Source organism: Caulobacter sp. CCUG 60055, assembly GCF_022750545.1.
Lineage (GTDB): Bacteria > Pseudomonadota > Alphaproteobacteria > Caulobacterales > Caulobacteraceae > PUIC01.
Genome location: NZ_PUIC01000014.1, coordinates 1 through 20,465, shown reverse-complemented (window position 1 = coordinate 20,465; position 20,465 = coordinate 1). Strand labels below are relative to the sequence as shown.

The window sequence follows — 20,465 nt, the reverse complement described above, 5'->3', positions numbered from 1 at the left end:
CCCGTCCGGCGCTTCTTGGGCCCTGCGGCCCGTCTGGAGGCGATCTCGGGCGTCGGCGGGCGCCGGGTCAAGTTACCGATGGCTCATGAAAGCCCCGGCCGGGGCTCAGGAGGCGCCGCGCCAGGACGAAATCAGCATTCGACGACGTTGACGGCCAGGCCGCCCAGCGAGGTCTCCTTGTAGATCTCGCTCATGTCCTCGCCGGTGCGCTTCATGGTGGCGATGACCTTGTCCAGGCTCACCGAATGCTGGCCGTCGCCGAGCAGGGCCAGGCGGGCGGCGTCGATGGCCTTGATCGCGCCCATGGCGTTGCGCTCGATGCACGGAATCTGCACCAGGCCGCCGATGGGGTCGCAGGTCAGGCCGAGATTGTGCTCCATGCCGATCTCGGCGGCGTTCTCGATCTGGGCGTTGGTTCCGCCCAGGGCGGCGGCGAGGCCGCCGGCGGACATCGAGCAGGCCACGCCGACCTCGCCCTGGCAGCCGACCTCGGCGCCGCTGATCGAGGCGTTGCGCTTGTAGAGCGCACCGATGGCGGCGGCGGTCAGCAGGAAGGTGCGCCGGCCCTCGGCGGTGCCGTTGTGGAAGCGGTCGTAATAGCGCAGCACCGCCGGCAGCACGCCGGCCGCGCCGTTGGTGGGCGAGGTGACCACCCGGCCGCCCGAGGCGTTCTCCTCGTTGACCGCCATGGCCCACAGGTTCACCCAGTCCATCGCCGCCAGGGGGTCGCTGATCTGGCGCTCCATGCGGCTCATGATGGCGGCGTGCAGCTGCTTGGCGCGGCGCTTGACCTTGAGCGCGCCGGGCAGGCAGCCGTCCTGGCGCATGCCGCGCTCGATGCAGGCGTCCATGGCGGCGTGGATGCGGTCGAGCCCGGCCAGCACCTCGTCGCGGCTGCGGCGGGCCAGCTCGTTGTTCATCATCAGGCCGGCGATGGTCAGGCCGTCGGCCTCGGCCCGCGCCAGCAGGTCGTCGCCCGATTCGAACGGGTGCGGGATGGCCGCGCCGGCCTCGTCGGGATCGTTGCGGCCGATCTCGTCCTCGTCGCGCACGAAGCCGCCGCCGGTCGAGAACCAGGTCCGCTCCAGCAGCACGGCCCCATCGGCGTCTAGCGCCTTGAAGGTCAGGGCGTTGGGATGCTGGGGCAGGCGCTCGCGGCCGGCCCAGACGATGTCGGTCGCCGCGTGGAAGGCGATGTCGTCGGTTCCGCCCAGCGCCAGCCGGCCGCTCTCCTGCGCCGCCGCCAGGGCCGCGTCGCCGGCGTCGGGATCGAGGCTGGCCGGCTCGTAGCCCATCAGGCCGAGGATCACCGCGCGGTCGGTGTGGTGGCCGCGTCCGGTCAGGGCCAGGGAGGCGTAGAGCTTGGTCTCGACCCGCGCCGTGCGTGCGATCAGCCCCGCCGCGCGCAGCTGGCCCGCGAACCGCGCCGCCGCCGTCATCGGACCCATGGTGTGCGAACTGGACGGGCCGACGCCCAGCTTGAAGAGGTCGAAGACGCTGACGGTCATGGGGCGCTGCTGGCTGGGATTGCGTCGGTGATGTCGTCATCCCGGCCGGCGCGCGCAAGCGCCCCGGCCGGGATGAGGCCGCCTATTTCCGCGCCGAGGCGGTCAGGTCGCGGGTCGCCTTGAACTCCGAGCCGTCGTGCCAGCCCGGCCACTTGTTCGAATTGGCCAGGTCGCGGCCGAGGCGATAGACCAGTTCGAGGTCGGCCACCTGGCCCGACAGGTCCCAGTCGGCCGACCATTCGTCGGCGGGCTGGTGATATTTGTCCCTGTTGTAGGCCTCCTCGGCGGCCTTGCCGGCGGCGACGCCGCCCTTGACCAGATCCTGGCCCGAACCGATCGAGATGGCCGGCACGCCGATCTTGGCGAAGGGGAAGTGGTCCGAACGGTAGAAGTGGCCGGCTTCCGGCGTCGGGTCCGGCGTGAAGTAGCGGCCCTCGGCCTTGGCGTAGGCCGCCAGGTCGTCCTGCAGCGTCACCTGGCCGTTGCCCGAGGCGGTGATGTCCTTGGCCAGGCCGTTGACGTCCAGGGCGTCCATGTTGATGTCGGCCACGGTCTTGGCCGCCGGATAGAGCGGATTGGCTGCGTAATAGGTCGAGCCCAGCAGGCCCTTCTCCTCGGCCGTGACGGCCAGGAACACCACCGAGCGGTCGGCGCGCGGGGCCTTGGCGTAGACGCGGGCCAGCTCCAGCAGGGCCGCCGTGCCGGTCGCGTTATCGACGGCGCCGTTATAGATGCGGTCGCCCTTGGCGTCCGGCGCGCCGACGCCCAGGTGGTCCCAGTGGGCCGAATAGATCACCGTCTCGTCCGGCCGCTTGGCGCCCGGCAGCAGGCCGACGACGTTGTAGCTGACGATGACCTGATGATCGACGGCGAAGCCGGTCGAGAAGGTCGCGCCCTTCAGTTCGACCGGCTTGAAGTCGCGGGTCTGGGCCTGCTTCTTCAGGGCCTCGATATCGAGGCCGGCCTTCTTGAGCAGGTCGACGGCGACGTCGCGCTGGATCCAGCCTTCGAGCAGCGGGTGGGCGTCCGACGGGTTCTTGCGGACGATGTCGAACTGGACGTTGGTGTTGGAGTTCTTGACCGTGGCCCAGCCGTAGGAGGCCGGCGCGGTCTCGTGGACGATCAGGAGGCCGGCGGCGCCGCGGCGGGCGGCCTCTTCGTACTTGTAGGTCCAGCGGCCGTAATAGGTCATGGCCTTGCCGCCGAAGTCGCCGACGCCGGTCTCGAAGTCAGGATCGTTGATCAGCACGACCACGATCTTGCCCTTGACGTCCACGCCCTTGAAGTCGTCCCAGTTGCGCTCGGGGGCGGTGACGCCGTAGCCGGCGAACACGATCGGGGCGTCCTTGATGTCGACGCGGTCGACATTGGTCTGGGCGGCGCGGATGGCGATCTGCTCGCCCTGGGTCAGGGCCTGGGTCTGGCCGCCGACGGTCAGGCTGGCCGCCACCGGGCCCTTGATCTCGAAGCGGCCGAGCGGGACGTTCTGGGTCCAGGCGCGCTTGCCGTCCTTGCCGAGGTCGCCGCCCGGCTGCACGCCCGCCGCTTTGAACTGCTCGGTGAGGTAGGCGATGGTCTTCTTCTCGCCCTCGGTGGCCGGCCCGCGGCCCTCGAAGGCGTCGGAGGCGAGCACCTTGACGTGGGCCGACAGCCGGGCCGCGTCGATGCCGGCCGTCGGCGGCGCGGCCATGGCGGCGGGAGCCGCCGAACAAAGGAGGGCGATGACGGCGAACGCTGTTCTCATGGCGATTTCCTGTCCCCTAAATGACGGGGGCGGACCTTAGGGCCCCGGACCAAACGAGACCAGAGGCAAAAACTTTCGCCAGGAGACGTCGTCGTCCCGCCCGGGGCTTCAGCCGCCGGGGCCGCGCAGGGCGTTCCAGGTGCGCTCGGGATTGGCGCCGCCGGCGCCGGCCGCCACGGCCCGCAGATAGGCCAGGTTGTTCTCGGCGACCTCGGGGGGCAGGTCCTGGCGCATCAGCTTCTCGGCCTCGGGGAACTTGCCTTGCAGGCCGAGCACCAGCGACAGGTTCTGGCGCACCTGGATGGTGGCGTCGGGGCGGGCGGCGGCCTTGCGCAGCAGGCCCTCGGCCTGGGCCGGGTCCTGATGGTAGGCGTAGTACAGCGCCATGTTCGACAGCACCGCCGGGTTGTCGGGCGACAGGGCCAGGGCCTGGCGCCAGGCGGCCACCGCCTCGTCGTCGCGGTCGGTCTGGGCGTAGGCGACGCCGAGCAGCGACAGCGGCCGCCAGTCGCGCGGCGCCAGCTCCTGCGCCTGCTTGGCCGGCTGGATGGCGTAGAAGCCCTGGCCCTGGCCGACAAAGGCCCTGGCGGTCTCAAGCAGGGCGTCGAGATTGCGCGGGGCCTGGACCGAGACTTTCTGAGCCGCCTGGGCGGCCTGGGCGAACTGTCCCAGCGCCCGCAGGGCCGCCGACAGCTTGATCCCCGCCTCGACGTCGGTCGGGTCGGCGTCGGCCTCGCGCGCCCAGAACGCCGCCTGGGCCAGCGGGTCCAGGCGGTCGGCCTGGAGCCGTTGCTCGGCCGTGGCCCGGCGCGGGCCTTCCTTGACGGCCTCTTTGGCGTCCTTGGGAGCGGCCGCCGCCGCCGTTTGCGCCGTCGCCAGGGCCAGACAGGCCGCAAGGGCGGTTGCGGCGAACGCGAGCTTGCGACACATGAGACCAAGGCTCCGGAAGGATCGACGCCCCCGAGCATGGCGCGCCGGTCTCAACGAAGCGTTAAGCATAATCATCCCCTTCGCGAGGGCCCCATGTCCGACGTCCTGATCTCCGCCGCCCCAGGGGCGAGCGTCGGCGTCCATCTCCTGCGCGAGGACGGCTTCGAAGCCTTCCTCGCCGCCCGCCCCGCCGCGGACCGCGTCCTGGCCGACCTGGCCGAGTTCAAGGCGCGGGCGGGGCAGGTGCTGGTGCTGCCGGCCGAGGGCGGCGGGGCGGCGGCGGCGCTGTTCGGCCTGGGCGCGGGCGAGGCCGCCGATCCCATGGCCCTGCGGGCCCTGCCGGGGCGGCTGCCGGCCGGCGACTACCATCTGGCCTCGGTTCCGGCCGGGCTGGACGCGGGTCTCTGCGCCCTGGCCTGGGGCCTCGGCTCCTACGCCTTCGACCGCTACAAGCAAAAGCACGCCGCCCCCCGGCCGCGCCTCGTCGTCGACGAGGGCGCCGACCTGGCCGAACTGAACGCGGTGGTCCACGCCTGCGCCCTGGCGCGCGACATGGTCAACACCCCGGCCAACGACATGGGGCCGCTGCAGATCGAGACCATCGCCCGCGAGATCGCCGAGCAGTACGGCGCGGCGGTGACGGTCACCACCGGCGACGCCCTGCTGGAGGCCGGCTATCCCGCCGTCCACGCCGTCGGCCGCGCCGCCGATCCCCGCCGCGCGCCGCGCTTCATCGAAATCGGCTGGAACCTGGCCGCCGAGGACCGTCCGCTGGTCGCCATCGTCGGCAAGGGCGTGGTGTTCGACACCGGCGGCCTCGACATCAAGCCCTCGGCCGGCATGCGCCTGATGAAGAAGGACATGGGCGGGGCGGCCCACGCCCTGGCCCTGGGGCGGATGATCATGGCCGCCGGCCTGCCCGTGCGGCTGGCGGTGCTGGTCCCGGCCGTCGAGAACGCCATCGGCGGCGACGCCATGCGTCCCGGCGACGTGCTGGCCTCGCGCAAGGGGCTGAGCATCGAGGTCGGCAACACCGACGCCGAGGGGCGGCTGATCCTCGCCGACGCCCTGGCGCGGGCGGCCGAGCTGTCGCCCGACCTGACCCTCGACCTCGCCACCCTCACCGGCGCGGCGCGGGTGGCGCTCGGCCCGCAGGTGATCCCGTTCTACACCGCCGACGAGGCCCTGGCCCGCGACGTGGCCGCCGCCGCCGACGCGACCTTCGACCCGCTCTGGCGGATGCCGCTTTGGGCGGGCTACGCCGACGCCCTCGACAGCGACATCGCCGACCTCAAGAACGACCCCGACGCCTGGGCCCAGGCCGGCTCGGTGACGGCGGCGCTGTTCCTGCAACGCTTCGCCCCGGCCGGGGCCTGGGCGCATTTCGACATCTTCGCCTGGAACCCCAGGGGGCGGCCGGGCTTCCCCGTCGGCGGCGAGGCCCAGGCCGTCCGCGCCCTCTACGCCATGCTCAAGGGGCGCTATTCGTGAGCGGGTTCGAGCCGCGCGTCACCGCCGTCCGCGCCGACCTCGCCGCCGCCGACCTGGAGGGACGGGTCGCCGCGCCGCGCTACGCCGCGCCGGTCCCCATGCGCTGCGCCGCGCCCGCCGTCGCCGTCCGCAAGATCGCCGACCGCGCCGCCGAGCAACAGGACCAGCTGCTGTTCGGCGAGCGTTTCGACGTGCTGGACGAGGCCGGCGGCTGGGCCTGGGGCCAGGCCCGGCGCGACGGCTATGTCGGCTGGGTCCCGCGCGAGGCCCTGGCGGCGGCCGAGGCGGCGCCGACCCATTGGGTGCATGCGTTGCGCACCTACGCCTTCGCGGCGCCCGACATCAAGTCGCCGGCGCGGGGGCCCTATTCGATCAACGCCCTGGTGAGCGTCGAGGCGCGCGAGGGACGCTTCGTCCGCGACGTGGACGGCGGTTGGTTCGTCGAGGCGCACCTGTCGCCGATCGGGCTCTATGCGGACGATGCGGCCGCCGTCGCCGAACAGCACCTCGGCGCGCCCTACCTGTGGGGCGGCAGGGACAGCCGGGGCCTCGACTGTTCGGGCCTGGTGCAGCAGGCGCTGCTGGCCTGCGGCCGGTCCTGCCCGCGCGACGCCGACATGCAGCAGGCGGCCTTCGCCGCGCCGACGTCGGTCGAGGCGCTCCGCCGCGGCGATCTGGTCTTCTGGCGCGGCCACGTGGCGATGCTGGTCGACGCCGAGCGCATCATCCACGCCAACGCCCACCACATGGCCGTGGCCGTCGAGCCGCTGGCCGAGGCGAGGTCGCGCATCGCGGCGGCGGGCGGCGGCGAGCCGACCGCGTTCGCGCGTCCCTGATCGAGGCGGGGCCCGAACGAAAACGGCCGCGCCCCCGATCCAGGAGGCGCGGCCGCGCGTTCGATGGTCCGGGGAAGGCTCCCCGGAGGACGAAGCCTACTTCTTCGCGGCGGGCGCCGCGGTCTTGGCGTCGGCCGGCTTGGCCTCGGCGGTCTTGGTTTCGCCAGCCTTGGCTTCGCCGGCGGCCTTGGCGTCCGCAGGCTTGGCCTCGGCCTTGCCGTCGGCGGCCTTGGCGTCAGCCGGAGCGGCCTTGTCGCCGGCGGCCGGGGCGGGCGCGGCGGCGGCGGCCGGGTTCGGGGCCGGGATCGACAGGGTCGAGCCCAGGGTGTGCAGGTAGGCGATCAGGTTGATGCGGTCTTCCCGCTTCTTCAGCCCGACGAAGGTCATCTTGGTGCCGGCCACGTCCTTCTGCGGCGCGGTCACGAAGGTGTTGATGGTCTCGTAGTCCCACTGCGGATGCTTGCCGGCGAAGTCCGACATGCCCGCCGAATAGGCGAAGCCGCCGTGGCTGGCGGGCTTGCGGCCCAGCACGCCGAACAGGTTCGGGCCGGTCATGTTCGGACCGCCGCTGGCGAAGTCGTGGCAGGACTGGCACTTCTTGGCCACCGCCTCGCCGGCCGCGACGTCGGCCTTGGGCAGTTCCGTGCCCCAGTCGATCGGCAGCTCGACGGCCGCGCCGCCGGCCGATTCCTCGGCGGCGATCTCGACGGCATAGCCCGGCTTGGCGGGCGGTTCAGACTTGAAGACGATGCTCGACAGTTCGGTGAGGCCGACGATAGCCAGTCCGGTCGCCAGCACGGCGCCCGCGATCTTGTTGAAGCCCAGGTCGCTCATATGTGTTCGTCAGCCCTCTAACGCCGCGCGCCGCGCCCCGGAATCCACGCCCCAGGGGAATCCGCGCCTCGATCCTTGCGCTCGCGTCTCTTACACGCTACCGGCGCTCGCGCAACCGGCCAATTGGCGCCGGAGCAAGGCGGGGGAACCCGCCGTCGCGGCGAGCCCGCCACGTAAGGATGCGATGAACCCGATCGTCCTCATTCCAGCCCGCATGGCGGCGACGCGGCTGCCGGACAAGCCGCTGGCCGACATCGGCGGCGTGCCGATGATCGTCCGCGTGCTGCGCCAGGCGGAGGCGTCCGGCGTGGGTCCCGTCGCCGTGGCGGCGGGCGACGCGGCCATCGTCGAGGCCGTCGAGGCGGCCGGCGGCCGGGCCGTCCTGACCGATCCGGAGCTGCCCTCGGGATCGGACCGCATCCTGGCGGCCCTGGCCGCGCTCGATCCCGAAGGACGCCACGACGCCGTCGTCAATCTTCAGGGCGACATGCCGTTCGTCGATCCGGCGGTGGTGGCGGCCTGCGCCGGCCTGCTGGCGGCCGAACCGTCCTGCGACATCGCCACCGTCGTCGCGCCCGAGGCCTCCGCCGCCGACCGGGCCAACCCCGACGTGGTCAAGGCGGTGCTGGCCCTGCAGCCGGGCGGCCGCACGGGGCGGGCGCTCTATTTCACCCGCTCGACCCTCTACGGCGACGCCCCCGTCTGGCGTCACATCGGCGTCTACGGCTATCGCCGCGCCGCGCTGGAGGCGTTCAACGCCGCCTCGCCCTCGCCGCTGGAGAGGCGCGAGAAGCTGGAGCAACTGCGCGCGCTCGAACTCGGCCAGTCGATCTGGGCGGCCGTGGCCGACCGAGCCCCGATCTCCGTCGACACGCCGCAAGACCTCGACCAGGCCCGCGCCTTCGCCGCGGCCCAATAACAAGAAGCGCAACCGATGAGCATCCTCCCCAAGATCGCCTTCCAGGGCGAGCCCGGCGCCAACAGCCACGAAGCCTGCCGCACCTATTTTCCGGGCTACGAGGCCGCGCCGTGCGCGACGTTCGAGGAGGCGTTCGAGGCCATCAAGTCGGGCGCGTGCGAGCTGGGCATGATCCCGGTCGAGAACTCGATCGCCGGCCGGGTCGCCGACGTCCACCACCTGCTGCCGAACTCGGGCCTGAAGATCATCGGCGAGCATTTCAAGCCGATCCGCTTCCAGCTGATGGTCAATCCGGGCGTCCGCCTGGAGGATGTCAGGACCGTGGCCTCGATGCCCATCGCCCTCAGCCAGTGCCGCAAGTCGCTGCGCAAGCTCGGCCTGGTCACCGAGGCGGTGGGCGACACCGCCGGCGCGGCCCGCGCCCTGGCCGCCAGCCCGGACGGAACCCGCGCCGCCGTGGCGCCGGCCCTGGCCGCCGAGATCTACGGTCTCGAAATCCTGATGCGCGACATCGAGGACGAGCGGCACAACACCACGCGGTTCCTGGTGATGACGGCCGACAAGGATCCGCCGCCGCCGCCGTTCACCGCCCGCTGCGTGACCAGCTTCGTGTTCCGCGTCCGCAACCTGCCGGCGGCGCTGTACAAGGCCATGGGCGGCTTCGCCACCAACGGCGTCAACATGACCAAGCTGGAAAGCTACATGGAGAACGGCGCCTTCACCGCCACCATGTTCTACGCCGAGGTCGACGGCCGGCCCGAGGACAGGGGCCTGGCCCTGGCCTTCGACGAGTTGAAATTCTTCTCCGAGAAGTTCGAGATCCTCGGCGTCTATCCGGCCGATCCGTTCCGCGACGGCGTAGGGTAGGGCGGGGGCCTAGAACCCCGCCACCCAGGCCGCCAGCAGCTGATGGGCGATGGCCAGCGGCGGCGGGGCGAACACCCCCTCGTACCGGCCGCGCAGCACGGCTTCGGCCTCCTCCCGCGTGAACCAGCGCACCGCCTCCAGCTCGGTCTGGTCCGGCGCGGCCTGGTCGTCGGTGACCTCGGCGATCAGGCCGATCATCAGCGACGACGGATAGGGCCAGGGTTGGGTCGAGTGGTAGCGGACGGAATCGGCCGTCAGGCCCGCCTCCTCGCGGATTTCGCGCGCGCAGGCCTCCTCGATGCTCTCGCCCGGCTCGAGGAAGCCGGCCAGGGCTGAGAACATGCCCGGCGGCCATGCCGCCTGCCGGCCCAGCAGGCAGCGGTCCTGGAACACCGGCAGCATGATCACCACCGGGTCGGTGCGCGGGAAATGCTCGGTGCGGCACGAGGGGCAGACCCGCTTCCAGCCGCCGTCGGCGACGTCCGAGGCCTGGCCGCAGGCGGCGCAGAAGCGATGGCGCCGGCGCCATTCGAACAGGCCCTTGGCGGTGGCGCAGATGGCGGCTTCCGGCGGCGGCAGGCGCAGGGCGACCGCGCGCAGCTCCTCGAACCGGCCCATGCCGGCCAGGGCCCCCAGCGACGGGTCGGCGGCGTCCTCCAGGTCGCAGGCGAACACCGGCGTGTTCTTCCAAAGGCCCAGGAACAGCAGCCGCTCGTCCGAGCCGGCCAGCTGGCGGACCATGCTCGCCTGGAGATAGGCGATCTGCACATCGCCGCCGGCGTTGGTCTCGCCAGGGACCGCGTCCTCGGGCGCGGCGTCCTCGATCAGCGGCCGTCCGTTCCACAGGGCCACGCCCAGGGCCCGCGGATCGGCGAGTTGGGCGGCCAGCCAGTCAGGGTCGTTGCGGTGATCGCTGGCGCGATCGAGAGGATTGCCGGCGAAGGTGTTGACGAACGCCTGCAAGGGCATGGGCGGCTTCCTGGACGCAACAAGGCCGCCACTTGGCCCGGCGGCGGCGGCTCACGCAAGAGGGCTCGTCGCCGTTTCGCCGATCGAATTGACAAGGGTGCTTGACATAGATCGCGGATATGACAAGGATACTTGTCATATTAACAAGGACCTTTGTCATGGCCTGTCAAAAGATGACCCGTGCGGCGAAGCGCTACCTGGCGCGGCTGCTGCCGGCGATGACGCTCTACGTGCTGGTGCTCGCCGGCGCCGACTGGCTGTTCCACCACCATCCGCCCAGCGGCTGGCTGCGCTACGCCCTGGCGGTCGCGCCGGCGATCCCGGTGATCGGCGCCATCGCCGCCATGGGGCTCTACCTCGTCGAGGAGGCCGACGAGTTCCAGCGTACGGTGATGACCCAGGCCATGCTGCTGGCCGTGGGCTTCACCCTGGCGACGACCACGGTCTGGGGGTTCCTGGAGACCTACGCCGGCGTGGCGCACCTGCCCGGCTATCTGGTGTTCGGCATCTTCGCCGCCGCCCTGGGGCCGGCCGGCCCCCTGGTGCGCTGGAGGTACCGGTGAGGAACCGCCTCAAGGTCCTGCGGGCCGAGCGCGACTGGAGCCAGGCCGATCTCGCCGACCGGCTGCAGGTGTCGCGCCAGACCGTCAACGCCCTGGAGACCGGCAAGTACGACCCCAGCCTGCCGCTCGCCTTCCGCATAGCCCGGCTGTTCGGGCTGCCCATCGAAGCCATCTTCGAGGACGAAGCCTGAGGCCCGCCTCCCGCCGTCCTTCACCCGACAATCGAAAGAGAAGAGAGAAACGTCATGCGTCTTCTGTTCAAGGTGCTCGCCCTCGGCATGCTGCTGGGCTTCTTCGGCGCGACCTTCGGCCATGCGGCGACCCCCGCCGCGCCGATCACGGTCGAGGTGCGGGGCAGCGGCCCCGACGTGGTGCTCATCCCGGGCCTGGCCTCGTCGCGGGCGGTGTGGTCCGACCTCGCCAAGACGCTGGAGGCCGACCACCGCGTGCATCTGGTCCAGCTCGACGGCTTCGCCGGCCAGCCTGTCCGCGCCGCCGCCCAGGGGCCCGTGGTCGGCCCGGCGGTCGAGGCGGTGGCCGCCTACATCGCCGCCGCCCATCTCGACCATCCGGCGGTGATCGGCCACTCGCTGGGCGGCTACTCGGCCCTGCTGCTGGCCAGGACCCACCCCGAGGCGGTCGGCCGGCTGATGGTCGTCGACGCCCTGCCGTTCTTCAGCGTGCTGATCGATCCCGCCGCGACGGCCCAGTCGATCGCCCCGCGCGCCGCCGCCGCCCGAGACGCCATGCTGGCCCAGTCGCCGGACGCCTTCGCCGCCGGTCAGACCCGGACGCTGACCATGCTGGTCAAGTCGCCCGACGGCCGCAAGCAGGCTCTGGAATGGTCGCTAGCCTCCGACCGCAAGGTGCTGGCCCAGGCGATGTACGACGTGATGACCGGCGACCTGCGTCCGGACCTGCCGGCGATCAAGGCGCCGACCACGGTGGTCTACGCCTATGACGCCGATCTCGGCCTGCCGCAGCCGAACGTCGACGGCCTCTATGCGGCGTCTTACGCCGGCCTGCCCGACAAGACCCTGGTCCGCGTCGACGGCGCCCGCCATTTCGTCATGCTCGACCAGCCGGCGGCGTTCGCCAAGGCGGTCCAGGCCTTCCTGGCGCGCTGAGGGTCGGGGAGCGGGCGGCCGGAGAGGCGGGAGCCTCAGGCCGCCTGCGGATTGTTGACGTAGATCGACCGCTTCACGGTCGAGAACACCCGCCGCACCATCGGCTCGAACGCTTCCAACGGCATCGACTCGTAGGCCGGGTCGAAGGCCGACTGGTCGTACAGGTGGCAGAACTGGGCGGTGCGCTCGAAGGCCGGATGGCCGCGGAACTGTTCGCGCATGTTCCGGTCCAGGCCCAGATAGTCGAAGAAGTAGTAGCCCTGGAAGACGCCGTGCTGCTCGACCATCCAGTGGTTCTCTTCGGAGACGAAGGGCTTGAGCACGGCGGCTGCGATGTCGGCGTGATTGCGCGGGCCCAGGATGTCGCCCATGTCGTGCAGCAGGGCGCAGACGACATATTCCTCGTCGCGGCCGTCGCGGAAGGCGCGGGTGGCGGTCTGCAGGCTGTGCTCGAGCCGGTCGACGGCGAAGCCGCCGCAGTCGCCGTCCAGCATCTTCAGGTGCGCCAGAACCCGGTCGGGCAGGGTCTTGACGAAGGGGGCCATGGCCTGGCCGATCACGGCCCAGTCCTCGGCCGTGCCCTCGGTCATGGCGTGGAATTTCGCCCGCGGTTCGGACCCGTGTTCGCCGTCGGCCATGGCGCGCCTCCTCTCAAACGTCTGTTTTACCCGATCGTGCGCGCGCGACGGCGGCGCGTCAACGCGACCTCGTCGGACCCGGCGTGGAAAAGCCCGCTTGCCGCCCCGCCCCGTTTCGCTATTTTGCCGCCTCCGACGCGGCCCGGCCGCGCGCGGCGCGGGCGTAGTTCAGAGGTAGAACGTCAGCTTCCCAAGCTGAATGTCAGGGGTTCGATTCCCCTCGCCCGCTCCAATAAATTCAATGCTCTAACCGTCCCGATGCTGGACCAATTCTCGCGAGTTGGGAGTTAGTTGGGCGTTTTTGTCCCGGCTTCGTTCTGTCTGATGCGCTCCGCGATGCTCCGAACGACGTCGTTCATGTCGACGTAAACGGCGAGCAGTCGCTCCACCCGTTCCTCGGTCCAGGCCAGCACGTCGGCGATTTCCGAGGCGCTGAGACCCGCCTTGCGCAGGCGCGTGGCGAAGGTGCCGCGGGCGTCGTGCAGGTGTTTCTCGACGCCGGCTTTGGCCTTCGTGTCGATCACCTGGTGTTCCAGGCCGTTCTCTGACCACGGCTTGCCGCGGGTGTTGCTGAGCACGGTCAGCGGGCGCGGTGGCGCTGGGCGGTCCTTCTTCTCCGCGACGGCGGCAAGGATGTCGTGCCGGCGTTCCTGCTGGATGCGGATCTCCTTGAGCAGCGCCGTTGTCTCGGCCAGCAGCGGTATGACGGCCGTCTTGCGACCCCGGCTCTTGCCGGCTGGGATGGCGGATGCGAACCCGGTTCGCCTGGACGGCTCGGCCAGGTAGGCGAGGCCGGCCGGTGTCAGCTCAAAGGCGGGCTCAGTACCCTGATGGATTGTGACTTGGGACATAGCGTCTCCCCTCGGAATGGGGAGACAATGCGATTATCGCACAATTACGTCAATGCGAAAAACGCATAGTTATACATGAGCTATGCGCCCGGCACCGCAAAGTCGAGTTGAAACGTAACGGTATCGCCCTCAGTGACGTCTGATCCGGCGGACACATCGGCCATGTACCGCCTCGAAAGGCGAAGCGCGGCCTCCCCAAAACCAAAGCCCTGAGGGCTTTCCGATACGACTGTGCAGCCTTCCAACCTGCCTTCGCCGCGCACTATGCATTGGAGACGGCTTTGTCCGTTGCGCTCCATCCTATGCGCGCGTTCTGGGTAGTACCGTTCAAAGTCCTCTGCGGAAGGCGTTGCGGACCAACGAACGTTCTCGACGCTGCGCGGCTCGGTTCGCTGGCGCGCCGGAAGGGCCAAGGCTTCCCAATACCTGAGGGTTTTCTGGCTATCTGTCAGGGAAACGCGGTCGATCCGCACGGCAACGAAGCACCGTTTGACAATCACCTCGACTGGGGAATCCAATCGTGCAGCGTATCGCTCTGATGAGCAAAAGGCTGATCGATGGGGCGTTCCAGCCACAATCTGTCCCTCTACGACAATTCGCAGCCTCTGGGTAAGAGCTCTCGCCTCTGCTGGAGGGGTGGGCGAGGAGTAACTCATGGCAGTGTTGGCGAGCATTCCCCCGCTTGGCTCGAATAAGCCAAGCGAAACCGTACGTTCAGATTGGTATTCAGCAACGGCCCCAAATGCTGTTTGGCCGATCTGAAATTTGCTAGGAGGTGCGTGGCTGTCCACAATCAGATAGCGGCCCGCGCCAAATCGTTCAACTTGGTCGCTGCTTCTTATTGTAGCCGAGATATCGGCGCTAAGAATTTCGGTGTCCGGATCGTAGGCCCAAACAGGACCGCCATCGGACGATGTTTGCTTCAACGGCACCACCACTCGGAACCTTCGCCCTATACCCCAATCTTCGTCTCTGGATTTGGTGAATGGATCTTTTGGCTTCGCACTAGTCTGGGCGGTGACCATCGCGCGAATCTCGGCCAGAGACATTACCTTGACCTCTTCCGCGCTCGATGCGCTTGCGCCCGCCAGCGCAAGGAGAAGCGCTAAGCTCGCCGCATGACCCATCGCAAGCGCCCCTTTACGTCCACTTGATCGGCTGGAACCGCATACTCGCCATGAAGCGGGTTGTCGGATTTTATGCGAACTAGCGTTGGCTGCGATCCAGGTATTCGCTCCAATCGCTTACACACAAGTGCATCGCCGTCCCAAACGGCGAAGATGCCAGGTAAGCCAATACGTCGGTCCCGGCGATCTATGAGCACGTAGTCTCCGGTATTCAGTGTTGGAGACATGGAATCGCCAACAACTTCCTGAAGGGCCACGTCATCGGGATTGAGGCCGAGGTGATCAACGATCAACCATCTTGGCATTGTCCATGTACGCCTAAGGGGCGCTTCGTGATGATCAATTATTGATCCCGGACCAGCGGACAACCGAAGATCATACTCGGGCACCTCAATAAACGGCGCGACGCCCGATCTATCTACAATCGGAGGAAGGTCCGGCGTATTGCCAATGTGGTGCTCTTCAGCCTCCGAGGCATTGGCCTCGCCTTTCGCGGCGGTCTTGGCCAAATAGGCGCGAATGATCTCGGCTTCATGCGCTTTGATCGCTCTGCGCCCAGTAGCCATCTTGTTGACATAGCTCGGGTCTGGAAATCCCAACACCCGTGCAAGCTCGGCCTGCGATCGGCCGGGCTTCTGCAGTTCCGTTTTAAGCAGGGACGCATCCATTGTGCGAAAATCGCGCAAACGAGCGTCAGGACGCCATTGCGAACATCGCAATTCTCCTATGCGATCTGGGTTGACATCATTGTGCGATAATCGCACAGTCCGGCCATGCTCGAACCCGCTCACTCGATAATCGAAAGGTGCGGTGGCGTCGCCGCCGTTGCCAGCTGGCTCAATCGCAACCGTACTTCGGTCCTGCGGTGGACCCATCCGCGTGAGCGCGGCGGCACCGGAGGTGTCATCCCCGCAAAGCATCAAGTCGAAATTCTCCAACGGGCCGCGGCGGAAGGGATTGCCCTGGCGCCTGCGGACTTCTTCTCCGGCCGTGATGGAGCGGCCCACTCAATAGGGGTAGCCGAGCAAGTAGAGGCTAGCACCCGGAAAGAAGGCCCCGCGTTCCGCCCGACCTCCCGGGGGGCCGCTCAGTGAACCGCCGCCAGCACGCCCGCTACGCCTGTCTGCTGATCGCGGCATGCGGTGGCCTGGAGGAAGCGGCCCGCGCGTGCCGCGTCGGCAAGACTCAGCTGGGCGAATACCAGTCGCCCCACGGCGATCTGTTCATGCCGGCCGACGTGATCGCTGATCTGGAGCGCTATTGCGGCGCGCCGATCTACAGCCGCGTCCTGTTCGAGCTGCGCCCCGATCCGGCGCCGGCTGGCGAATTGGTCGGGCTGGGCTGCGAGGTGGCCGAAACGGCTATCGCTCAACAGCGTGAAATCCGACTGGCCGCCGCCGACGGCGTAATCACGCCAACCGAGCGCGAGCGGCTTTGCCGTCTGTCCGAGCGTTTGAAAGCCGACGTTCGTCGCGTCGATGCGCTGCTGAACGGCGACGGCGCCTGAGTTTCGCGCGGTCTCCGGGCGCGAGTGTCGCCCGCCCGCGCAGCCTGGCCGGCGGGGCCGGGATCATCGAGAGCCGCCGACGCGGCGTTCAGGCCGGATCAGGGAACCGGCCGACGCTGTGAAGGCCCGCGACGCCCGGAAGGCGTCAGTTTGTAGAGGGGGACGGCCCAGATGGGGGCGTTACACCACCCTGCCGGCGACCACGCGCGTCGGTTGAAAACCGCGAACACGGTTCGCCTGGAACAGAAGACGGCGGCGCGGCTATCCTGGCGCATGCTGGCGGCGGAGGCGATCCTGATGGCGGATCGCGCCATCGCCAGCGATGGCGACGAGCTGCGCATCGGCATCGACTTCCGGCATGAACTGGCCAAGCAGAACCAACCGAAACAGGCGTTTCCGGTTGGGCGAATGGCGGCTTCACCGACTGGCGCCGGCAGTCAGCGCAGATCACGTCCCCGGCCAACGCGGCCTATGGCCGCGCGCGCCTCTATACGAGCAACGTCGTCTGGGCGACGTCGCTTTCCGCCGTCGCGTTCCGCCGCGTGAAGGTGGCGGCCGAGGGGTCCGCCTCGCCGTTCAGTGACGACGCCACCAACGGCGCGATCTATAACGACGGGACCGACATCAACAATTTGAAGCCGGCCCAGGCCGGGGCGGACAAGACGGCGAGCAACACCGCCGCCGCCATTCTTAATCAGGGCCAGCTCGCCACCTCGACCCTGACCACGACGCAGGTCGACAACCGCAACGTCCCGGTCGGGGCCAACGCCCTGATCAACGATGGCTGGTCGAATGGTCAGTACGGCTGGACCAACGGCGACAACGGCAACACGGGAAACAGCGGTGAGGGCGGTCTGAACTACCCCGGATATGGCGGCCAGCGGAACGTCATGTACCGGCACGTCACCGGGAACGTGGCGGCGGGTAAGTCGTTCTGGGGCCCGTATTCGTGGGGCGCGGTGGGCCCCGTCGGCAACCAGCCGCGGTACGCGTTGCCTGTCGTCGCCGGCGACCTCGTCTATGTCCGCTGCCTGATGGCGAACCATCGGTGTAGGGGCGGTCTGGGCGTCCGCTGGATGGACGGATCGGGCGCCGGCCTTGGCGACCAGTTCATCTGGCCCAATCTGACGGGAGGCGAAGCCGGCGGCCCGAACGCCGCGAACGGCGATCCGGCCAATTTCGCGGAGGTTTGGAGCTACTTCACCGCGCCTGCTGGGGCGAAATGGGCGGCGCTGTTGGTCTACGTCAATGTGCCGACGGCGACGGCCGACCCGTTCATCTTTGTCACTGAGCCGATGCTCGCCAAGGCGCCGCCTGGCCAGAACACCAGCGTCAAAGTTCCGTATCTGCCCGGCACGGTCGACCGTTACGCCGACCAGACCGGCATCAACCAGTCCGCCTCGATCGCCGGGCAAGGCGCTCTCGCGACAAAGAACCAGGCGGGCTCGGCGGACCTGGCGGTCGGCATCGGCGGCAACCTGCTGTTTGGCGCGGATCATCAGCTCGACCCAGCCCTGATCTACCAGATCGGGTGGAACCCCTCGAACGCCTCCTACACAATCCAGCGCGCTTCCGACTACTATGGCGGCTCATGGTCGTTGGCAGACCGCTCGACATTTACACTTTCGCAGCTCGACAATACTACCGACGGCGGGTCGGGATTCAATATTATCGACGTCTATCTATACCGTCCGGACGGTGTCGGCGGCTTTACTAACAAATGGTCGGTTCAGCCGGGCAAATGGTACGAGTTTAGCGCGCATTTTACGAGCTGGGCCCAGGTGAATTGCTACTGTGGCATCGCCTGGTTCGACAAAAATTGGGCGCAGCTATACGGCGAGGTGGGAGCGTCGGTCGCCGGCAACACGGGTAACGGCCGCGACATGGGCGCCGACTACCAACGGGCGTTCGTTCGCAAGCAGGCGCCGCCCGGGGCCGTCATGGCGATGCCATTCATCCGCAAGTCGAACTATCCCGGCGGCTCGTGGATGATGTGGACGCATCCCAAGTTCTGCGAGACGGTGGCGAACGCCACCGAGATATCGCCCTGGTCGCCGTCCGTCTGGTCTGTTGGGGTCTACCAGTCCTCCAAGGGGCGCATCATCAACGCCAATGGCCTGCCGATCAACGGCATGACAAGCTATGGCTGGGTGATCAATCCGACCGCGCCGCTATCGTCGCCCTCGTCGACGTCGATCAACGTCGCTCCGTTCACCCTATATCTGCCTGGGTACAGCTTGAGCGTCAGCAGCGCGCCGATCAATGGACTCGCTCCGAACACGGCGTACTCCGTCTATTGGGACCTGCAGGCCTCGACCTTCGTTGCTATCTCGTCGGGAACGCAGCCCTACTCGACCAGCCCAGATCGCTATATCGCCCTCGGCGTGCAGACGACCCAGCAGGCGAGCGGCGGTTGGTCTCCGCCCTCACCTCCCGTAGGTGGGGGTGGCGGAGGCGGCGGCGGCATCTGCGTGCTGGCCGACTCGCACATGCCGAACGGAATCCGCGCCGGTGCTGTGCAGGCCGGCACGGCGTTGACGGTGCTCAAGCGCGACGGTTCGGGCCATGAGCCGGAGGTCTGCTACAGCAACCGGCCAGGCGCTCAGCCCTGCGTGATGCTGACCCTGGCCAATGGGGCGCAGGTCGGCTGCACGGTCAAGACCCCGATCGAGCAGCGGGATGGCTCGGCGATCTTCGCCCAGCACGCCCTCGGCGCGGCGGCGGCCTATCTGGTCGACGGCGTGTTCGGCTGGGCCGAGATCGTCGCCATCGAACCCATTGGCGTCAGGCCCATCGCCCAGATCACGGTCGGCAACCGCAGCTATGCCGCCGGCGTCAAGCCCGGCGCTTTCGTGTTCACCCACAACCAGTCGCAAATCCCATAGGAGGGCCGCATGGCCGAAGGAAAGAGCGTGCCGGTGGACATCACCGACGCGTTGCGCGCCGCTGGGCATGACATCAACCCGGAGGATCGCGTCTACGAGCTCGACGACCATCGCGTGAAGGTCCGCACCATCCACGATGACCACGCCAGCCAGGTCGGCCAGGAGGTGTTCCGCTTCACCGGCTCCCTGGTCGGTGAGGACGGCAAGGCGCTGACCGACGACCGTGGAGCCTACCAGGTCCAGGCGGACGGCTATCAGGAAGTGTTCATGAGCCATTCGCCAGTCGACTTCGTCTCGTCGATCGAGCGGGCGCGGTTCGTGATGGTCGAACGCACGATCCTGGGGGCCAAGAACCGTACGGCGGCCAGGGCGCTGACAGGCGTCGTCTCGCGCAGCGAGATCGTCGCGCGCAAAGGTGTCGATCCCTTCCTGACCGTCCACACGGCCGCGGCCCTAGTCGGTCAGGGCCCCTTGTCGGCCGCCGAGGAGGCCCCGGCCGGGCCCTTTCCCATCTCCGTTCAGTAGGAGCCCCATATGGAACTGATCACCGGATTCCCAGAAATGCGTGTCGCGGTGCAGACCTTCGCGCTCCAGCACGGGCCGAAGCTGCCGGCGACCATCGCCGCCCCACTGACGGAGGCGCTGGCGGCCATGTCGCCGGTCGTCATGATCTGCGACACCGCCGAGATCATCTACGCTCGCCGGGCCGAGATCACCGACGGCGACGCTAAGGCTTCGGCTCTGACTGTCATGGGGCAATGCGCGGCGCTTGGCGCTACCAACGGTTGGCACGGCCTGGCCGTTGAGAGCCGCGGCCTGCGCATCCGTCAGGCCGCCCAGCGCGAGCTGGGCGAAACCGCCCCGGAGGGGACGAGCTGGCCAGCCGTCACCGCCGACCCGATCGCTGACAACAGGTTCGCGCCGCCGGCCGCGCCCGATCCCGATGCGACGCCTGTGGGACCCGGCGGCGCCTGACGCGAACGCCGTTCGCATCCGACCGCCCCGCGCCGCCTCGGCCGGGGCTTTTTCATGCCTGGAGGGGCACATGGATCATAGACGCTGGCTGGTGGGGGCCGCCGCGGCGCTGGCGGTCGGCCTGTGGGGATCGGCGCCGCTGATCGCGGTGCTGTTCGGCGAGCCGCCGCCGACGCGCCGGCGGGCGCTGAGGGCGGCGGCCGAGATCGGGGTGTCGATGATCTCCGGGGCGCTGTTCGGCGTGCTGTCGTCGCAAACGGCGGCGTCGCTGGCGGCGGCGCTGGTGACGCGATTCCTGGGGGTGACGGTGGCGGTCGACGCCGTGCTGGCCGGCGTCATCGTCGCCGTGGTGATCACCGGCGTTGGGCCGTCATTCCTGCGCTGGCTGGAGGGGCGTCTACGGGCCAAGGTCGCGGAGGGCCTACAATGATCATGACCAACCTGATGGCGGCCGCCTGCATTGTTGCGGCGGCCGCGCTTGTGCTGCGCGCGACGCTGCTGGGGCGGCAGGGCCAGGGCTGGCCCAACGCCTCGCGCGGGGTGCGGTGGGCGACAGAGCTGTTCGGCCTGGCGGCATTCCTGCGCGGCGTCGAACTGGTCGCCCTCGGCAAACCGGCGTCGTTGGGCGAGACGGGGTTCGCCGCCGCCGTACTGATCTACGCCGCCGTCATGCTGTGTTGGTGTGGACGGCCTC

Annotated in this window: 23 protein-coding genes and 1 tRNA gene; 15 read left to right on the top strand and 9 right to left on the bottom strand. The window is 69.0% G+C overall.

The window, feature by feature from the left end:
• Positions 1-131: 131 nt before the first annotated feature.
• The 3 genes from C5708_RS16545 to C5708_RS16535 form a co-directional block, all read right to left on the bottom strand.
• On the bottom strand, positions 132-1,508 hold the full coding sequence (locus tag C5708_RS16545) for an L-serine ammonia-lyase (RefSeq protein WP_242922810.1): 1,377 nt from the start codon (positions 1,506-1,508) through the stop codon (positions 132-134).
• A gap of 82 nt (positions 1,509-1,590) precedes the next feature.
• A complete protein-coding gene (locus C5708_RS16540; RefSeq protein ID WP_242922972.1) occupies positions 1,591-3,198 on the bottom strand; it encodes a M28 family metallopeptidase in 1,608 nt (535 codons plus the stop codon).
• A 162-nt stretch (positions 3,199-3,360) separates the two neighbouring features.
• On the bottom strand, positions 3,361-4,182 hold the full coding sequence (locus C5708_RS16535) for a tetratricopeptide repeat protein (RefSeq protein WP_242922808.1): 822 nt from the start codon (positions 4,180-4,182) through the stop codon (positions 3,361-3,363).
• 93 nt (positions 4,183-4,275) lie between these two features.
• On the opposite strand from C5708_RS16535, the gene C5708_RS16530 reads away from it, so the two are divergent.
• Both C5708_RS16530 and C5708_RS16525 read left to right on the top strand, forming a co-directional pair.
• The gene (locus C5708_RS16530) at positions 4,276-5,673 is read left to right on the top strand and encodes a leucyl aminopeptidase family protein (RefSeq protein ID WP_242922806.1); all 1,398 of its coding nucleotides are present in this window, start codon (positions 4,276-4,278) and stop codon (positions 5,671-5,673) included.
• Positions 5,670-6,509 (top strand): NlpC/P60 family protein, encoded by an 840-nt coding sequence (locus C5708_RS16525; RefSeq protein ID WP_242922804.1) that lies wholly within the window; start codon positions 5,670-5,672, stop codon positions 6,507-6,509. Before C5708_RS16530 ends, C5708_RS16525 begins: the two co-directional genes overlap by 4 nt.
• 96 nt (positions 6,510-6,605) lie before the next feature.
• On the opposite strand, the gene C5708_RS16520 is transcribed toward C5708_RS16525, so the two are convergent.
• On the bottom strand, positions 6,606-7,343 hold the full coding sequence (locus C5708_RS16520) for a cytochrome c family protein (RefSeq protein ID WP_242922802.1): 738 nt from the start codon (positions 7,341-7,343) through the stop codon (positions 6,606-6,608).
• 184 nt (positions 7,344-7,527) lie between these two features.
• On the opposite strand from C5708_RS16520, the gene C5708_RS16515 reads away from it, so the two are divergent.
• Positions 7,528-8,262, top strand: coding sequence for a 3-deoxy-manno-octulosonate cytidylyltransferase (locus tag C5708_RS16515; protein WP_242922800.1), 735 nt, complete (start codon positions 7,528-7,530; stop codon positions 8,260-8,262).
• Positions 8,263-8,277: 15 nt separating this feature from the next.
• Positions 8,278-9,129, top strand: a complete 852-nt coding sequence (locus tag C5708_RS16510; RefSeq protein WP_242922799.1) for a prephenate dehydratase — start codon at positions 8,278-8,280, stop codon at positions 9,127-9,129.
• Positions 9,130-9,138: 9 nt separating this feature from the next.
• Here C5708_RS16510 and nudC read toward each other — a convergent pair whose 3' ends face one another.
• Positions 9,139-10,098, bottom strand: coding sequence for an NAD(+) diphosphatase (gene nudC, locus C5708_RS16505; RefSeq protein WP_242922798.1), 960 nt, complete (start codon positions 10,096-10,098; stop codon positions 9,139-9,141).
• Positions 10,099-10,256: 158 nt separating this feature from the next.
• Between nudC and C5708_RS16500 the strand changes: the two genes are divergently transcribed.
• The 3 genes from C5708_RS16500 to C5708_RS16490 are packed head-to-tail and all read left to right on the top strand — an operon-like array spanning position 10,257 to position 11,788.
• Positions 10,257-10,661, top strand: coding sequence for a hypothetical protein (locus C5708_RS16500; protein WP_242922797.1), 405 nt, complete (start codon positions 10,257-10,259; stop codon positions 10,659-10,661).
• Positions 10,658-10,852, top strand: coding sequence for a helix-turn-helix transcriptional regulator (locus tag C5708_RS16495; RefSeq protein WP_242922796.1), 195 nt, complete (start codon positions 10,658-10,660; stop codon positions 10,850-10,852). The genes C5708_RS16500 and C5708_RS16495 overlap by 4 nt, the downstream gene beginning before the upstream one ends.
• A 54-nt stretch (positions 10,853-10,906) precedes the next feature.
• Complete coding sequence (locus C5708_RS16490; RefSeq protein WP_242922795.1) at positions 10,907-11,788, top strand: alpha/beta hydrolase; 882 nt, start codon at positions 10,907-10,909, stop codon at positions 11,786-11,788.
• Positions 11,789-11,823: 35 nt separating this feature from the next.
• Here C5708_RS16490 and C5708_RS16485 read toward each other — a convergent pair whose 3' ends face one another.
• Positions 11,824-12,426, bottom strand: coding sequence for an HD domain-containing protein (locus C5708_RS16485; protein ID WP_242922794.1), 603 nt, complete (start codon positions 12,424-12,426; stop codon positions 11,824-11,826).
• A gap of 157 nt (positions 12,427-12,583) precedes the next feature.
• On the opposite strand from C5708_RS16485, the gene C5708_RS16480 reads away from it, so the two are divergent.
• Positions 12,584-12,658: transfer RNA gene (locus C5708_RS16480), tRNA-Gly, on the top strand.
• Between the two features lie 55 nt (positions 12,659-12,713).
• Here C5708_RS16480 and C5708_RS16475 read toward each other — a convergent pair.
• The 3 genes from C5708_RS16475 to C5708_RS19580 all read right to left on the bottom strand — a co-directional run bounded on the left by C5708_RS16475 (position 12,714) and on the right by C5708_RS19580 (position 15,411).
• Positions 12,714-13,277, bottom strand: a complete 564-nt coding sequence (locus C5708_RS16475) for a tyrosine-type recombinase/integrase (protein WP_242922792.1) — start codon at positions 13,275-13,277, stop codon at positions 12,714-12,716.
• 80 nt (positions 13,278-13,357) lie between these two features.
• On the bottom strand, positions 13,358-14,326 hold the full coding sequence (locus tag C5708_RS16470; RefSeq protein WP_242922790.1) for an energy transducer TonB: 969 nt from the start codon (positions 14,324-14,326) through the stop codon (positions 13,358-13,360).
• A gap of 56 nt (positions 14,327-14,382) precedes the next feature.
• Positions 14,383-15,411, bottom strand: coding sequence for a LexA family transcriptional regulator (locus C5708_RS19580; protein ID WP_242922788.1), 1,029 nt, complete (start codon positions 15,409-15,411; stop codon positions 14,383-14,385).
• Positions 15,412-15,494: 83 nt separating this feature from the next.
• On the opposite strand from C5708_RS19580, the gene C5708_RS16460 reads away from it, so the two are divergent.
• The 7 genes from C5708_RS16460 to C5708_RS16430 form a co-directional block, all read left to right on the top strand.
• On the top strand, positions 15,495-15,911 hold the full coding sequence (locus C5708_RS16460) for a hypothetical protein (RefSeq protein WP_242922786.1): 417 nt from the start codon (positions 15,495-15,497) through the stop codon (positions 15,909-15,911).
• A gap of 213 nt (positions 15,912-16,124) precedes the next feature.
• Complete coding sequence (locus C5708_RS16455) at positions 16,125-16,457, top strand: hypothetical protein (protein ID WP_242922785.1); 333 nt, start codon at positions 16,125-16,127, stop codon at positions 16,455-16,457.
• A complete protein-coding gene (locus tag C5708_RS16450) occupies positions 16,454-18,796 on the top strand; it encodes a hypothetical protein (protein WP_242922783.1) in 2,343 nt (780 codons plus the stop codon). Before C5708_RS16455 ends, C5708_RS16450 begins: the two co-directional genes overlap by 4 nt.
• A 9-nt stretch (positions 18,797-18,805) precedes the next feature.
• Positions 18,806-19,321: a hypothetical protein gene (locus tag C5708_RS16445; protein ID WP_242922781.1), complete on the top strand. Its 516-nt coding sequence runs from the start codon at positions 18,806-18,808 to the stop codon at positions 19,319-19,321.
• A gap of 9 nt (positions 19,322-19,330) precedes the next feature.
• Positions 19,331-19,771: a hypothetical protein gene (locus tag C5708_RS16440; RefSeq protein WP_242922779.1), complete on the top strand. Its 441-nt coding sequence runs from the start codon at positions 19,331-19,333 to the stop codon at positions 19,769-19,771.
• Between the two features lie 70 nt (positions 19,772-19,841).
• Complete coding sequence (locus C5708_RS16435; RefSeq protein WP_242922777.1) at positions 19,842-20,201, top strand: hypothetical protein; 360 nt, start codon at positions 19,842-19,844, stop codon at positions 20,199-20,201.
• Positions 20,198-20,465, top strand: a 268-nt coding sequence (locus C5708_RS16430) for a hypothetical protein (protein ID WP_242922776.1), incomplete at its 3' end; no start/stop codon positions are given. The genes C5708_RS16435 and C5708_RS16430, both read left to right, overlap by 4 nt.